This window comes from Thermogymnomonas acidicola, assembly GCF_014646795.1.
Taxonomy (GTDB): domain Archaea; phylum Thermoplasmatota; class Thermoplasmata; order Thermoplasmatales; family Thermoplasmataceae; genus Thermogymnomonas; species Thermogymnomonas acidicola.
This window is the reverse complement of the sequence record NZ_BMNY01000001.1, coordinates 279008-294896: the sequence shown is the minus strand read 5'-3', so window position 1 is coordinate 294896 and position 15889 is coordinate 279008. Positions and strand designations below refer to the sequence as shown.

16 protein-coding genes are annotated in these 15889 nt (G+C 49.0%); 5 read left to right on the top strand and 11 right to left on the bottom strand.

From position 1 onward, the window contains the following. From IEW66_RS08665 to IEW66_RS01505, 6 genes are all read right to left on the bottom strand, one after another. The coding region (locus IEW66_RS08665; RefSeq protein ID WP_229657422.1) for a hypothetical protein at positions 1–398 on the bottom strand (398 nt) is incomplete at its 3' end. Between the two features lie 600 nt (positions 399–998). After that, on the bottom strand, positions 999–1847 hold the full coding sequence (locus IEW66_RS01525) for a hypothetical protein (protein WP_188679715.1): 849 nt from the start codon (positions 1845–1847) through the stop codon (positions 999–1001). Continuing rightward, positions 1848–2135, bottom strand: coding sequence for a hypothetical protein (locus tag IEW66_RS01520; RefSeq protein ID WP_229657421.1), 288 nt, complete (start codon positions 2133–2135; stop codon positions 1848–1850). 62 nt (positions 2136–2197) lie between these two features. Beyond that, on the bottom strand, positions 2198–2617 hold the full coding sequence (locus IEW66_RS01515; protein ID WP_188679711.1) for a hypothetical protein: 420 nt from the start codon (positions 2615–2617) through the stop codon (positions 2198–2200). Next, positions 2608–3294: a hypothetical protein gene (locus IEW66_RS01510; RefSeq protein ID WP_188679709.1), complete on the bottom strand. Its 687-nt coding sequence runs from the start codon at positions 3292–3294 to the stop codon at positions 2608–2610. Before IEW66_RS01510 ends, IEW66_RS01515 begins: the two co-directional genes overlap by 10 nt. 307 nt (positions 3295–3601) lie before the next feature. Further along, the gene (locus IEW66_RS01505; protein WP_188679707.1) at positions 3602–4357 is read right to left on the bottom strand and encodes a hypothetical protein; all 756 of its coding nucleotides are present in this window, start codon (positions 4355–4357) and stop codon (positions 3602–3604) included. A 503-nt stretch (positions 4358–4860) separates the two neighbouring features. Here IEW66_RS01505 and IEW66_RS01500 point away from each other — a divergent pair. The 3 genes from IEW66_RS01500 to IEW66_RS01485 all read left to right on the top strand — a co-directional run bounded on the left by IEW66_RS01500 (position 4861) and on the right by IEW66_RS01485 (position 9523). Further along, entirely contained in the window at positions 4861–5196 is a 336-nt protein-coding gene (locus tag IEW66_RS01500; RefSeq protein WP_188679705.1) for a hypothetical protein, read from the top strand. A gap of 386 nt (positions 5197–5582) precedes the next feature. Next, on the top strand, positions 5583–5843 hold the full coding sequence (locus tag IEW66_RS08745) for a transposase (RefSeq protein WP_075057744.1): 261 nt from the start codon (positions 5583–5585) through the stop codon (positions 5841–5843). Between the two features lie 581 nt (positions 5844–6424). After that, on the top strand, positions 6425–9523 hold the full coding sequence (locus tag IEW66_RS01485; protein WP_188679701.1) for a S41 family peptidase: 3099 nt from the start codon (positions 6425–6427) through the stop codon (positions 9521–9523). Here the strand turns inward: IEW66_RS01485 and IEW66_RS01480 are convergent. Then, positions 9518–10012, bottom strand: coding sequence for a hypothetical protein (locus tag IEW66_RS01480; RefSeq protein WP_188679699.1), 495 nt, complete (start codon positions 10010–10012; stop codon positions 9518–9520). The two genes, IEW66_RS01485 and IEW66_RS01480, sit on opposite strands and share 6 nt — an antisense overlap. A 676-nt stretch (positions 10013–10688) precedes the next feature. Between IEW66_RS01480 and IEW66_RS01475 the strand changes: the two genes are divergently transcribed. Together IEW66_RS01475 and IEW66_RS01470 are read left to right on the top strand one after the other, a co-directional pair. Beyond that, positions 10689–10928, top strand: coding sequence for a hypothetical protein (locus IEW66_RS01475; RefSeq protein WP_188679697.1), 240 nt, complete (start codon positions 10689–10691; stop codon positions 10926–10928). A 178-nt stretch (positions 10929–11106) separates the two neighbouring features. Next, positions 11107–11646 carry a hypothetical protein gene (locus IEW66_RS01470; RefSeq protein ID WP_188679695.1) on the top strand — a complete coding sequence of 180 codons (540 nt, stop codon included), beginning with the start codon at positions 11107–11109 and terminating at the stop codon, positions 11644–11646. Positions 11647–12135: 489 nt separating this feature from the next. Here IEW66_RS01470 and IEW66_RS01465 read toward each other — a convergent pair whose 3' ends face one another. Genes IEW66_RS01465 through IEW66_RS01450 form a run of 4 tightly spaced genes read right to left on the bottom strand, consistent with a single transcriptional unit; the run spans position 12136 to position 15886 of the window. Further along, entirely contained in the window at positions 12136–14709 is a 2574-nt protein-coding gene (locus IEW66_RS01465; RefSeq protein ID WP_229657420.1) for a DEAD/DEAH box helicase, read from the bottom strand. A gap of 3 nt (positions 14710–14712) precedes the next feature. Then, positions 14713–15054 carry a hypothetical protein gene (locus IEW66_RS01460; RefSeq protein WP_162509550.1) on the bottom strand — a complete coding sequence of 114 codons (342 nt, stop codon included), beginning with the start codon at positions 15052–15054 and terminating at the stop codon, positions 14713–14715. Further along, the gene (locus IEW66_RS01455; protein ID WP_075057144.1) at positions 15041–15223 is read right to left on the bottom strand and encodes a hypothetical protein; all 183 of its coding nucleotides are present in this window, start codon (positions 15221–15223) and stop codon (positions 15041–15043) included. The genes IEW66_RS01460 and IEW66_RS01455 overlap by 14 nt, the downstream gene beginning before the upstream one ends. Before the next feature lie 33 nt (positions 15224–15256). After that, positions 15257–15886: a hypothetical protein gene (locus IEW66_RS01450; protein WP_075057145.1), complete on the bottom strand. Its 630-nt coding sequence runs from the start codon at positions 15884–15886 to the stop codon at positions 15257–15259. Positions 15887–15889 lie beyond the last annotated feature (3 nt).

Here is a 15889-nt window from a genome sequence, read left to right as displayed (position 1 = left end):
GGGGGGGGGGGAGGCCGTGCTGAGGTCGTGGACCATGTATACCCACCGTATCGCGTGATAGATTCGTTGAAAATCCACACATACACGCCGGGCGGGTCCGAGGATGTAAAGTTGAAGACGAGCTTCTTTTGCCCCCCGGTTTCCTGGTATGTAATGTGATATTCCTGGAGGACCTGCAGGTTGGTGGCGCTCAAATTTCCCGGATTTCCGTTCAGCACGCGGTCAAAATAGACGGTCCAGTTCCCTGCATTAAACGTGAAATTCAGATAGGCCGGCCCTGAACCCTTGACCAGGGAGGTAGAGCCCTGGACATTTGCGCTCAATTGCGAAAACTGACCCACGCCCACGTAGAACGGGAAATACTTGATTGGTTGCGCATCGAGCACCGTGTACATCATCGTGTAAATTTCGATGTATATGGTCCCGTTATAAGGCGTGGGGGTCAAGGTGACCTGGTAATTGGAAATTGAGGTAGAGGTGGTCAAGTCCGTTGACGCCAGGGTAGTTCCATTACCGGATTCGATAATAGATGTGGAATGGATAACCGCTGAAATACCCGATAGCGCCCGACCCGATTCCCGTTGAGATAGCCTCGCCTGAGGGGGCCCCCAGGGGCGTGGCCCCGTCACCCGGGGCCCCTAAAATGGATACCGCGGGGTAATTCCCCACCACGGCCCAATTGATGTGAACGTTGATGGAGATAGGCTGCGCCACCAGTTTACCGTTCATGTAAAAATTACCGTACATGAACTGATAAGGAAAATCAACCGCCCCGGCTTCCTCCGCCTGATTCGACCCCCAACTCACGTTAAACCACTGTTCCACGGCTGACGAGTTGACCCCCCAATTATGAACTGCACGCTGGTCCACTTGCCAGGAGCCAAGCGAAAGGGCCGATAGGGGATTAGACGACGCATGTACAACCTCAACCACCGGGGCCATGGACGCTGTCATGGCCAAAATCAAGATTAATGCAATCACTCTCCTTGATATCGCTTTCATCTCTTTCCCCTCTTTCTTTTGAAATCATCTTTAGACGGCCCGAAATTGTCAAGGAGGTACCCCGCGACCGTTGCCCCGATAAGGCTGAGGACGCCCCACCAGTAATTTTTTAGTGTTGAAATCCCCTCGTTGAACCAATGCGCGAAGAGGGCATACCACGGGGGTTGCTTTGAGAAAGTTACGATGATGATAGGCTGAACAGGTCCGTAATTCACAAGGAATTTCCATGAGGAGGGGTGGGGGATGTAGCCGGAATCGGGATTAACATATGCTCTATAGTATAAAGTTCCCGGTAGGACATAAAAGGTACCATTAGCACTTCCCAGTCTACCCACGCCAATAGACATGTTCACTTCGCTGTATGGAGTCTGCACGGTCTCATTAACATCCAAATACCAGCTAAGCGAAAACGGTAGCCCCTGCACGACGAAAGATATGTTGATAGCCTGGTAGAAATAAAAGGTGTAGTTTTGTTTACCGGAGATAAGAGGGATGAAACCCCCCAATGGAAAGCCAATAAAGTTCCCCACGTACTTATAGATGCCACCAACGGGCTGCCAGGCTTGGAAATAGGCATCAAAGCCCACCAGGCCCGCGGTAGAGACGTAGGCACTCGACCCGTCAGGGATGCTTTCATTGATGGTTATCTGCCTCCCAGGCGTCTGTATCCATGTCTGAATGGTCCAGTCGTACCCGGGGGGCAGCCCAACTTCGCTGACTGTAATATATGAAGGAATGGTAGTAGATTCAGGTAATCCTCCCGTGGCATGTGCATTCGGGATACCCGGGGCGCTCAAAACAAGCAATGCCAATACAATCAACCCGATTCCAATTATCTTAAGCATTCAATTCCTCCTCCTTCTTATTCTATTCAATTCATCCCTTTCCCCGTTTCCTCTTATTCCGAAAGCCACCGTTGAGGCAAATAAGACCGCAATCACAACGTAGACAATCGGGGGAATATACGGCTTGGGAACGGTGCTATTGTGGTAAATGTTTTGAATCACGGTCCTCGTTTGTTCAGTGAAATCTACCTCCATCATCCTGAACCACTGATGCGGATGCGAAGAGGCATTGACCAGGAATATCGATAACGAATCGTTGTACAGGGAATGGCCGTAATCAAAATTCAAGGGCCCGACCCCGCTGTTAACCCCGAAAAAATTCCCGGAAGGGGCGGTGCCCCATGATTCAATCACCCGCCCCCTGGACCCGTCAGATTAGCCACGGGCCAAAAGTTCGTCATAAAGGCGTATACGAGGTTGCAAGTGTACGTGAACCCATAATACAGGGGGCCGATGAGCTGCACGGGGGAAATACTGGAATTTCCGGTATCCAACAGCCCGGGGGTGACATTGCCCCCGTAAACGTAATTGACCGGGCCGGTTCCCCAATGCAAAATAGGGACCTGACCCGTGGTATACCATCCCGGGCCGGTGAGGTTCTCTGTTAGGTCAATTTCCAGGTCTTGCCAACCGTTAAACTGGGTACCGATACCCGGGGTTGAGGTTGAGGGAGGGGGATAGCCCCCTCTATTGAACTGAATACCAGGAAAATTGTAATAAAAAACGAGAAAAATAGGAGGGATTTCACGGTTTTCCCTCCTCACTTCCACCTTCCTCTCCTTTTCTCTTCTTGTTCTCCTCCTTTGAAGGCCAATAGCAGTATTATTATCAGGACTATAGCCCCGATAATATACCACTGATACGTAGTCCAAATCGAGGCGGGGGAATTAGCCACGAATGTCAAGGAAATTGTTTGCCCTGATGAACCCGTTCCTTTTGATTGCCCTGATATAATCTGGTATCCCGTGACGGGGTTTACCACATAGGAGTACGACCCGTTAATGCCCGAAAAGATGATTGTATTCGTGGTAGAGGTTTCTGTTTTACCGTTCAGGGTAATCGACCACATCGTCACCCGCGGGAGGCCTGATTCCTGGAATTCCACGGAATAGGTATTGGGGATGGGGAACGTAACGGTTTGAACTATCGCTTTACCGGCGACGGCCAATGCCCCGGCCCGCGGTGAAATCGTGTACCCGGAAGGCCCGTTGATTGTGTAAATGTACGTACCATTGGGCTCGTAGAAGTTTATGGTATTCGTATTAGAGGTGATGTTGTATCCATTCATTGACACGGTCCACATGGCCCCTGAGGGTAGACCAGTCTCAAATAATGTAACCTCGAACGTGGCGAGAGAGCTGAACGAGATGTGGACAAAGGCCGATGAATTGGAAATGGTAACCGTTCCGGATGCCGGGTTAGCCACGAATCCCTGAGGCGCTATCACGCTGTATTGATGGACCCCGTCAGAGAGGGATACGAGGATATAAGGCGTTATTGAAGAGTGCGTAACCCCGTTAATCCGATGGACCAATTTGTATACTGCGGGAGGCTTGTTTCCGTGAAATTCAGCGTAAAGTTTTCGGGGAGGAACTTAACTACGCTTGATACCGTGGAACCGTTAATATCTATGGTACCAGTGCGCGGGGATACGAGGGTGAAATATTCAGGGATTAGGGTAATGTTATAGGAATAGGTTCCATTTACCTGGAGGAAGGTTAAAGCCGTATCCTTAGCGCTCTGCACGAATCAGTTCAACGTGATGTTATAGGAGGCCCATGGGTATAGGCCCTGGGGGTGAAAACCGCATTGTAGACCGCATCGGTGAATGTTATATATTTTATGACCTGGGCCCCGTTGACTGTAAAGGTTCCGGCTGAGGGGGAAGCGATATAGCCCGGTGATAGCCCGACTGTATAAGAATAGGTTCCGTTCAGGAATCCGTAAGTTAAGCCTGAGAAAGATATTGTAGATGTGGTGCTTGAATTATACAGGCCATCCACGTCAATGAACCATTCGGTACCCGGGGCAAGGCCAGTTTCCACGAAGGTCACTGCATATGTTCTTTTCGGGATGAACACGATGGAAACTGGGGTAGAACCGCTCACTGATACCGTTCTTGATGAAGAAGAAGTGGTGAATCCAGGGGGTACAAAAACGCTGTACTGGTATGTACCGGGGAGTACTGAAAATACCACGGGCGACCCCCAATTGACCATGCCGTTGAAGGATACAGAGAAAGCCATGCCTGATGGTAAACCGGTTTCCTCAAAAGACACGGAATACGCGCCGGTAATGAAAATGATAGTTGGAAGGATTACTGAGCTCCCGTGCACCGTGAACGACCCGAATTCACTCGTTGAATAATATCCTGATACGTTTACGGCTGCGTAGTAGTCGTATGTTCCATTAGAAAGGGGTGTAGATACGGAATCAGCGCCGGCCGATGTAGAGATTACGAGGGGGGATACGTAATTTGTATAGTTCATGGCCAAAGGGAATATGTCCACGGAGAAATGGTCAGCAGCTTAAGCGGGCTACAATGGCGTTTAACCAGGTTGCTTTGAACATATCGGAACAACATATTGAGTTACTACCGGAGTACCCGCATACTAATTTGAACCATTCCAGCCTTGAGATAAGCAGTGCAACATTCGACAACAACAGCAATCAGACAATTCTGGAATCCAGCAGTAACGCAGTTGTAAGCAAAATACAGTCTATACATATGCTTTCACCATGACCACTGAAAACCAATGCAACATCATCTTACATATATGATGATCTGGTCCTCAGAGGGGCAGACTTGCGTATCCTGGGATACAGCCTATTATGACTGTACAAATACAACCACCATAAACTTGACATCTGGCAGTTCTTCAGGCCCTTCAGGTTCCGGCCGTTTATATAAGCTTGGCAATTCCTATGTGAACCACTCCCCCAAAATGTTTTTACATCAAAGGCTGGCACACATCCATATGGCCTCATGCATTTCCGTAGAGGTTGGTGATAAATGGACGAAGAGAGGAGGAAAAAACTCATAAGGGAAATAATCGTACTTTTAGCTGGCTCGGCTTTATTTCTCTATTTCCTTAGCCTTGGAGCTGATTATTTTTATATTCCATCTGTAATCGGATTGATAGGCTTTGAGATTGTAGTTACGGTGCAGATTTACAGGATTTTCATTTTGGTTAATAGGCCCCTTTTGGTTCGCAGGTCCATCTTGGCTGGTAGGAGGATACCAGGTTACCTGTACCAGCTAATATGGACAATTGGATTTCTTCCGATTATTTGGGCAGAATGGTGGACGTATCCCTCCCGCAGCATCACCCATTATTCGATACTATGATTCACTGTATTCATATTCATCCACAGCTGTTCCAAAAGACCTCTTTCTTGGGATTCTGACACTAATAGTGGTCGTAAACATTCTTCTTGTAATAAAGATTAGATCCAAAACAGCACTAGGGAACGAAGGAACAGGATAGAGTTCACTGATTCACCACCATCAGAGTAGAGTACAATGAAAATCATCCATCTGAGTTGTGGAGATCAATGAGAAGTGGTCATTGAGAATATTGAGGAGATTCTATAAATGCATGGGCAAGTTCAATAAAATTTCCGGAAGAGGTCCCCTTAACCGTACACAAAATACGGGACACTAAGAAGCAGGGCAGGCTGGAGATAGTCTACGATGAGGTCACGGACAGGTGGTACGCCCACATCCCCGTTGAGGTGGGTGTTGAAACAACCAAGAAAGGTAAGCAGTCCAGGCACGTCATTCACGGTGAGAGGAAGTCAATACAGGTCGCTTCGCCAAAAGGTAACAGGACGGCCTCTATTGACCTGGGCATCAATGTCCTGGCTTCCGTGGTGGTAGTCGATGGTACCTGGCTGCTGTACAGTGGAGTCAGGGCAAAGGAGGGCCACTTCTACTTCGAGAAGAGGGTTGCTGGAGTACAGTCACTTGCAGATGAGGCCAAGAACATCGGTTAATACGGAGCTTACGGGGAGTCAGAAAGAGAGAAGGGGCAGCCGTTCAAGAAATTGCAAAGGGGTTTTCTTCACCTGCACAGAACGTTGGCGAGCGGTCTTGTTGAGGGACTCCATGGGCTTGGCGTTTCCACCATCTACCCGGGCTACCCTTACAACATTGGTCAGGATAAGGGCAATAGGTACACGGTGAATGTCTGGTCTTGTCGCGATTTAGTACAGGCGATAGAACTGAAGGCCCAGCAATAGGGCATGAAGGGTGTATAAAGTCATGGAATATAACACGTCAAGGTTCTGTGCTTATCATGGTGTAGAAGTCAGGAGGTATCCAAGAGGAGTGGTTCACTGTCCTTTCGACCACAGACTGCACAGCGACCTAAACGGTGCCTTGAACATTCTGAAGAAGGCCACGGGGACCATCGTCAACACGGTGAAGAAACCCCTCTCTTTCAAGGTAGACCATAACCGAATAGCTCCCGTAAGGGGGAGTAACGCCCTAGACCCAGGCAGAACCCTCGCCCTTTAGGGTGGGGAGTGGGTCATAGTGCGCAAACATGTAATAAGGTGAGTACACATCACGCACTATGAGCATCCTACAGAACCCGGACATAAGGGGCAGCGACATTGTATTTGTGTCAGGCGGCAGGCTCTTCCTCCACAACACCGGCCGGGGGAGTACACAGCTCCTTGTATCTATCCCCAATGCCCTTGTCACATCTGCCAGGTTCTCACCAGATGGCCACCACGTATATATGAGAGTGACCGAGGGCAGGTCGGGGGAGTGTGCCGACATTTACAGGCTATCGCTTTCAGACGGCACGCTCAGGCGGCTCACTTTCCTGTCCGGGCTCAGCGTTTCCAGGAGGCCATTCACCGATGTGGCTGGTTTCACAGCTTCAGGCGACGTTGTCATAGCGACCGAGACCATCTCACCCTTCAGCGGCACACAGTACCTGTACAGGCTCTCGGAGCACGGCTCCCTTGAGCCCATGAACCTTGGCCCTGGCCACAGGTACTTCGAGGTCGGGAGCGAGGTGATCATAGGGAGGGACACCTTCGAGCTGCCGCACTGGAAGGGTTACAGGGGAGGCACCCGCGGGAAGGTGTGGAAGGGATCGGAGAAGGGCGGTTTCAGGAAGATCATAGACCTGGAGACGCACATCTCTTCCCCGACGGTGATGGGTAACAGGATATACTTCATAACGGACCTGGACGGCTCTGGCCAGATATACTCCACGGACCTAGATGGGAAGGACCTGAGGCGCCACACGGACTTCAGGGACTTCTATCCCAGGAACCTGAACTCCGACGGCATGTCGCTCGTCTTCAGCATGGGTGGCGACATATACACAATGGGGGAGGACGGGAGGCCACGGAAGGTGGAGATATCTGGCATCCCGGGGCAGCCCGAGAAGGCCGTCTTCAAGGCCAGGGACTACCTGGAGGCCTACTCTGCCACCTCTGGAGACATCCTGGCCGTGGTGAGCAGGGGCCAGGCCATGGTCATAGACGCCAGGGGCAGGCTCCTCAGGACGATAAAGCCGGAGGGCCGGGTCAGGCAGGCAGCGGTTGCAGACGGTGGCCGGGTCGTGACTGTCGAGGGCACTATAGAGGGTGACAGCATAGTCTCCTACAGCCTTGTGGACATGAAGAGAGAGGTTCTTTTCTCGAGCGATTCTAACATATTCGAGATGGGCGTCTCAAGGGACGGCAGGTATGTTGCAATTGCGCTGGACGACTTTACCCTCAGGTTAATAGATACAGGGAGCAGGAATGTGGTAACAGTGGACAGGAGCAGTGTGGCCATGATCACGGACTTCTCATTCTCCGATGGCGGGGATCTCCTGGCATACTCGCTGCCCACAAAGCAGACCAGCACAGCGTCATACGAGCAGGCCTCCCTGAGGGTCTTCGATATCGGTTCCAGCCGTTCATACCAGTTGACCACTGAGAACGGCCTGGACTATTCACCCTCGTTCTCTCAGAACGGCAATTACATCGTGTACCTTTCCAACAGGTCCCTTGACCCTTCAAGGGACAGGCTCATCCTCAACTTCGGCTACTCTCTGATCTCAAGGCCTTTCTTCGCGCCTCTCAGGGAGAGCGTGAGGAACCCGTCAAGGAAGTTCCCCTCAGGCATAATGCCGGAGGCTGGCGAAGTGGCGATCGAGAGGGCACTCATGAGGTCAGAGCCCATGGCTGTCCAGCCTGCGGACTACAGGGGTGTGATAGCGGTGGAGGATGGCCTGATCCTCCTCAGCGTACCGGTACAGGGCTCGCTCAGCTCCTATTACAGCGACGGTGGTGAGAAGGGAGTCATACAGAAGTTTTCCTACTCAGACGGCAGTGTAAAGGACCTGGCACGTGACGTCCTGGACTTCTCCATCTCGGTTGACAGGAAGAGGCTCGTTTACAGGAAGGAGGGCAACAGGCTCTTCTACCTTGACCTGGACAGGCCGGAGAAGGAGAACGAGATACCACTCGATCAGATCGAGATCTACACATCGCTCAGGGAGGAGTTCATGCAGATGTACGATGAGGCCTGGAAACTGGCAAGGGACAACTTCTGGGACAGGGGGCGTGCAATTGAGATCGCGGAAAGGATATACGAAAAGTACAGGGCCCTCGCCGGGAGGTGCGAGACCCGTTCAGACCTGAGCTATGTGATAACGGAGATGCAGGGCGAGTTCAGGACATCTCACTCCTACGAGATGGGCGGATCCTTCACGGGCGGTGAGGCAAAGCGGCCAGGGAAACTAGCCTGTGACTTCGTGTTCGATGGTGAGGCCTACAGAATATCGAAGATATATGTTGGCGACCCATCCAACGAGAACGAAAAATCACCTCTTCTCCTCTCTTCCCTGGATCCTGAGGTCGGGGATGCTGTCATCGAGATCGATGGAGTGAGGCCTGGCAGGGAGGTCAGCATTTACGAGGCCCTCATGGGAAGGGCGGGCCAGAGAGTGCTGGTCACACTGAGGAAACCGGATGGGACCGTTAAGAGGGACTTCGTGGAGGTCCTGGCGGACGACAAGTACATAAGGTACAGGGACTGGGTGGAGTCCAGGCGCTCCTACGTGCATGAAAGGACTGGAGGGCGCGTTGGGTACATCCACATACCTGACATGGGCGTGAGGGGCTACAACGAGTTCTTCAGGCAGTACGTGGTGGAGGCATCCAGGGATGCCCTGGTCATAGACGTCAGGTACAACGGTGGCGGGTTCGTGTCACAGCTGCTCCTCGAGCGCCTTGCTCTCAGGAGGCTTGGGTACGACAGGCCAAGGCGCGGCACACTCATGCCCTACCCCACAAACTCTGTGGCTGGCCCAATGGTGGCAATATGCAACGAATACGCAGGCTCCGACGGAGACATATTCTCCTATTCGTTCAGGGCCCTTGGCCTGGGCAGGCTCGTGGGTACCAGGACATGGGGAGGGGTGGTGGGCATAAGCCCGAGGAGGAAGCTCATAGACGGGACGGTGCTTTCCCAGCCGGAGTACGCTTTCTGGTTCACAGACGCTGGCTTCAGCGTCGAGAACCACGGTGTGGACCCGGACGAGGTCGTTGAATACCCGCCGGAGGACTACCTGGCGGCCAGGGATCCACAGCTGGACAGGGCCATAGAGATCGCTCTGCAGGAGCTGGGGAGAATGGAGGTAAGGCTGCCGCCGCAGCAGTCATAGGCCCGCACTGTATCTGCCAGGGCCGCCCCCTCCATCCTGCCTGGAGTAAAGGATCCCGAGCATGGTCGCAGCGGTCACGAGGCAGTATATCAGGGTGAATATGAGCCCCTGAGCAAGCAGGGCAGGCAGTGAATATCCCGGGACGGGGTGTGCGGAGGCGTACGCGTTAAATGAGGGTAGGAAGAGCGCCACGTAAAAGCCCAGGACATATGCCATCGTCATGCCCAGGTACTTGCCGATTGGGTCCCTCGCACTGTACCTCAGGACGCTCACCGCACCGTAGAACGCAAGCGCACCCAGTGCGCTCACAAGCAGGTGTTCTGCCAGCCCCACCGCCACCCCCGGCCACCTTATCGTGCCCAGGATTATGGCGTCCATCGGCATGACCTGTGCGGGGAAGAGAACAGAGATCAGGGGTAGGTACAGTGCAGCAGCTAGGCCGCCGACGGTTCCGGAAGCTGCGGCGAGGCAAAGGTTCCTGAGGTTCATTGCTTACAAATCTAAACCGTATGTATCAACCTTGTGGAACAACCTGCCACAGCGGATATATCTGGCGTACGGTTCGTATTATCCGTTTGGCGAAGGGTTAGAAGCAGGGGTTGGGGCCTGAGGCTAAAACTGGAGTCGCTCCGCCCCTGGCCCTCCGCGCCATACATGGCCCCAGGACCACGTATCTGAAATCCCTTTCGTTGGTATCTGCAATGTCCAGCTCCATTTTGACCTGCATGCGGAGTCCTCAGCAAAGCTGTTAGACCACGGGGGCCTTCAGGGTGGGGCTTATCCATCTTTACTCAAACCTCATTATCAGATCATTGTGAAATCGCTGGGGCCAGGGCAAGAGAGAGCGCCCGATCTGTATTCCGGCTCTGGATTGATTGGGGCTCCAGGCTGATATCGTAATACAGGCTTCAGAGAACAAATATCTTATGCTCATAGAGTTTAAGGTCACTGAGTGGGGGAACGGCCACCATAGGTAAACCCAGGGATCACAGGTCGTGGGTAACATCACACACAGAGTGCCCGAACTGCAAGGCAAAGTTCAATTTTAGGCGCTCAAAATGGGGGCTCTGTCAGCGCCGTGAGGGTAGGCCCGGACTGGGTACTCATCTGCCCATCCTGCCATACCAAGCAGGGCTTTCATCTATACAGGGGTGAGGTGGAGGGTTTGCCCGTCATTACTGATGGGTCGTTCAGTGCATTCTCTATGGGGACAATTGCAGCAACTCTGGCCCTGATAGTTTCTATCCTTGCGCTCTATTTTGTTACGGCAAGAGGTGGCAGCCCGTTCATGCTGGCTGCTGGGGTTGCCATGTCGTTCATCGCGTATTTGATCTTCACGCTCTACTGGGGCATCTTTACAAGGAAGGTCGCCAGGGCAAACATTGTGAGGCAGTGGCCAAGGTGATATGCTCGACCTTGACTCACTTCATGGGTATTAAACATCCTATGAGCACCTCTCAGTTCATCTGCCAGTACCTGTAAACATCAGGTGATAAATTCGATGGACCGGTCGGTATTTGATTAATTTTTTAAGCGAATACTATAATGAGAAAAAATTATACCGTAATAGAAATTGAATATATGTGTCAGAAGAAAATACAATCATAGAATTAGCCAACGAATGCAGTTTAAGGTATGTACAGGAGTTTGATTACAGATATTCCTTGGATCGCCCACCGGTAAATGAGGCTTTTCTCGGGGGAGTAATAGAAATAGTGAGGGATATCTATCCTTACATAGTGGGCTTTGCAATAGAAAGAGTATATGAACTTGTAAAAAAGAAAATAACAGAAAGAATGGAAAGAAGCGCTTCGCAATTAATTAAAGTAAACAAGGTTCTTAATGTGTTTGGAAACAACTCTGTCCTGTTATACGGGGATGTAAGACCGTTCTTTGAGATTCCCAAAGGATCCAGGCTCTATTTCTATAATGTTAAATTCCAGAACAAAATGCCCAGCAACGCAAATCCAATTAATCTTCAGACAAGGTTGGTTATACCGGAAGGTGTGGATTTGGTCTTGCAAAATGTTACGATAGTTTACAATGGAGAGCTTGGGAAGTTCATAAAGGAATACAGTGCTCCTAGTGTTTTTCTGGTTAGAGTATATGGCATAGCATCATGATTTCATATTTGTTTAATTCCGCACTAAGCGAAGCGGCATTGTGCGGTCAAGCATCCCCTTAAGCCATTCAAGCCCCCTCCCCTGAATTGCACTCCGCAGGAGAGAATAATGTGCCCGAAGCGAGCCGGAAGTCCTGCGGAGCAGGACCGAGTGGTGTAAGCGTTAGCGGTGGGTGGTGTGGAACACCAAGCGAAGCGAAGGTGTGTAGCACCACACATACACCACGAGTGGCGAGCACAGGACACCACCCCGGATGAGCGTAGCGAAGAAGGGGCTCTTTCGGAGAAAGAGTGCGAGCCGTAAATCAAAAGAGGGGTGGATTGCGAAGCAAGACGGGGTGAATTTTGATTGGAGGCGAAGCATGGGGTCCTGTGCTCGGCGTGCAGGCGAGCGGAGGGCACATAGTAAATAGCGGAGGCTCAAAGAGGGGTGGCTGAGCGAAGCGAAGTCGGGGTGAATTTGAGCCGGAGCTGTTCAAGTTCATTTGAATTATTTGCTATTATGATCTTCGGGGTTGAAAAATTGGATCAACTTTTCAAAACTTTCAAAGTGATATTTGTAAAATTCATCCTCGTTAACTCTGACGTAGATCCATTTGTCTCCCGTAACTCTTTCGGCGTCCTCGCACCACAACTTGGCTCTCTTATCCTTGAACTTTACATCTACATCCTCTTCTCCTTTTGTTTCAGCAATCACGTACTTATCTTCAAGTTTTATGATAAAATCTGGATAATAGTACCTCAGGTTTCCGCTTGAATCCCTATATTCTATAAAGAATCCTATTTTCTGAGCAAGCTTTGAAAATGCCTTCACATCATCAACCGAGTCCAGAAATCTTGCAAAGTTAACCTCAAGATCATTATCACAGGGAACGTAATTGAAGATGCATTTATTGGCTTGATAAACCTTCTTTGTCCAGACAAAGGGCTGTGTATCGGATATCTTAATTCTGTCAAGTATGGTTACTTGACTGTCTGTGAATGCCAGGTCTTTTAAGTTATCCACAAAGACCTTTATCAGTTTCTCCTGTAATTCCGGCTCGCTTATCTGGAAAAGAACTCTAGGATCCTCTAAGTCAACTTTCTGATCAAAGAGTTTTTTCTCTATGTATTCCTTTACAATTGGATATAGGTCTGCGAACATGTTGGCTAGGTTAAGCTCCTTGAGGATTCTACCAGTATAATATGCAATAACACTTTTTACATCCTGCGGTACAGGCAGATCCCAATTTCTTTCAACCTGAACTGCACCGGTGACCATATCAACTGCCTTGTAGGTAGTCTTGAATACCTTGTTTTCCAACCCTATGTTGAGCGGTGGTATTTTGTCCAGTGTATTCTCATCGATTTCAAATTCTCTAACGATAATTGCTGGCGTAAGTATGGGAATTTCTAAATCGAATTCCTTCTTATCCATATCAACGAATATTGTTGTTACATTGATCTGGTTACCAAGATTTGCCGTGCCAAACGTTATGTTTTCATTCCTCTCCAATTCTTCTATAATCTGCATTAAGCCGGGTGGTCCAATTACCTCCAGTATATTCACAAAATCTTTTACACTGGCGTTCTCATCTGGAAACATCTTTCTTAGACCTCTTCCAATGACCTGTTCAGGAAGCACATTCCTCTCGGATGTATACGATCTCAATCCCACTATTACATTCACGTTTCTTACGTCCCATCCCTCGTTCAGCATCATTGTGCTCACTATGGCCTCGTAGGTATTCTCCTCGCTGTCAACCGTTTGAGCGAATTTTCTCGCTTCTTCAATATCTGATTTTGCTACCTCTCCTGTACTGTCCGTGTGTATTAACAAAATTTTACCTGAGAGCTGTGGTAGTGTCTCCAGATATTTTTTTAACTGATCAGCCTGCTTGTTATCCGGACACTGGAAAAAGAGTATGGGCTTCTTGTTTAGCTTTGCCAGAGCGTCCTTATACTCCTGCCATCTCTTAATGCCTGCTTCGATCCAAGCCCTGTAACGTTCAACAACGTTCGTAGATGTTATTTCAGTGGCACTTTGCACTATACCCTTCAATGGCCTTTTCACTATATTCATCTCAATTGCTTCCTTTAGCGTAAAATCTACAATCAGCCATGGAAATAGTGCTCCATTCTCGCCACGGGGTGTGGCTGAAAAATCCAGTTCAGAATTGAAACCTTTGCCGTATTTTGACTCCAAGGATTTGTGAAGGTCTATAAGAATCTGCTTCCATCTTTTTTCATAATTGTATATGTGGTGTGCCTCATCCTTTAATATCATTATGTTCGGTATTTTTTCCAAGACCTCTTTTATTCTATTCTCCTGTGCAATATTTGTTCTGTTTACCTCCTTTAAATCCAGAACGTCATCAACAAATTTATCAGCTTCCTTTTTCCTGTTTGCCTTATCCTGGAGTTGCTGTACATTTGTTAAAAATAGAATAGAGTCAGGGATGTTATTTATTGGGTCCTCCTTCAAAATGACTTTCAGATCGAATTTATCTGACCATTCTGGTGGAATTAATGGTATCTCATGGAATATTTTCCCATCCTGATAGCCCCTTTTTAAACGATCGTAAATTACATTCTTTTCTCCAGCTATTAAAAGAAACTTGGAGGTGTAATCGTCGCCATTTTCGAACTTATGGTTAAAGTACTGCCATACAATAGATAATGCCATAACATAGGTCTTTCCTGATCCAGTGGCCATTTTAAACCCGTAGAGAGGATAAATATCAACATTAGGATCGAAAAATTGTGGCCCTTCACCGAACTCTTTAGCGAGATCTAAAAATCTCCTCTTCTTCATGACCTCATAAACATAGATTAGAGTCTCTATGGATTCCCTCTGGGCATACCAGAACTCAAATTTCTCATTGTTTATTATATGATCCTCATTGAGAATGATGCCTCCTATGGCGGCGTAAGCTATGCCCAAGAAGCCAAGCACTTCGTATAGTATATTGCCTGATTCTAGCATTGAGATAAAATGCAGGAAAAGGCCGTTCCAGATTAAGCTTGAGATAAAGAAGGCTGGCGCCGATATTAAAAATACTATTTTTAGCGTGTCTTCTTCCATGCTTTACCTCTGAGCCCTGAACCTTCTGTTTGGCGTTATCGTTGCAGATATGGTTGCCTCCTCGCGCCTGAATATGAGGCCGCGCCTTGTTATGGTCAGATCTATCCTGAAAACAGGATTCGATTCATATTCAACGTAGCTGATGTCCGGATTCCTCTCCATGAACCTCATCACAGAGTCGATCTGCCTGCGATCCTCAAGTTCGTACTGGTTAACCGTTTTCTCGATAACCGTTTCCTGAAGTCTTTCGAGCGTGCCCTTCTTCTGCGGGTCTGCCATGACATACCTTATTACCTGCGGCTCTTCTTCTCTCCCTTTCAAAACAATCCTTTCAGTTCTTTCCATCTTCTTCATCTCCGTTGAAAAAGGCAAGCCACGTCTGTGTCTTAGCTATAAATTCGTCTTTTGTAAGCACATTTGGTTCGGAAAGCAGTATTTTAGTTAACGGGTGCTCTGGGAATTTAGCGGCGAATTTTATTTTTACATTCGCTATGTCAAAACCTGCCTTTTCCACGATATAATATTGCGCAATGGGTAATACGTCGATTTAGCGGGGATTACGACGGTTATTGGAAGCATCCATAAGCCTTAGGAAATCCTCCATGGTAGAGGGATCGACAATGTCTATTTCTTCCCTGTATGAATAACTGCACTCGCAATTGAACGATATGATCAGATGGGTAAATATCACATCTATGTGCATGTCATCGCTGATAGGGTATCTGGCGGTCTTTTTCTTAGCGGAATCGATTGATATATCCGATTCCCTCTGGCACTTCTGGCATAAAACCTTTCTTCCTGATTCCGCGAATCTGATGACGAAATAGAAATAACCATTCTCAATAAGATTCCAGAAAAGCATAGGATCTCTACCAATCATGTAGGTATAGATTTCCTCCGGCATTGTCCTGAGCTCTGTCCTTCTTTTGTCCTTATCGTCGCTGAGCCTTTCAACGAATTTCATTTTTGAGAGCATATCTATTCTCCTGTCAATCCACTCGTGCTTGAGCTGGTTCGAGGAGCGAATCCTGTCCCTGGGAATGCCTGATAATGCTATGTATAGATCGCTTGTGAACGTGTGCTGGAATTTGCGTTCTCTGTCCTGGATGGCTCTGAGAACAGCTTCCGCTCTCCTGTCCGGAGGATACTTATAATCCACTGGGGTGTCAAAAATCATAGA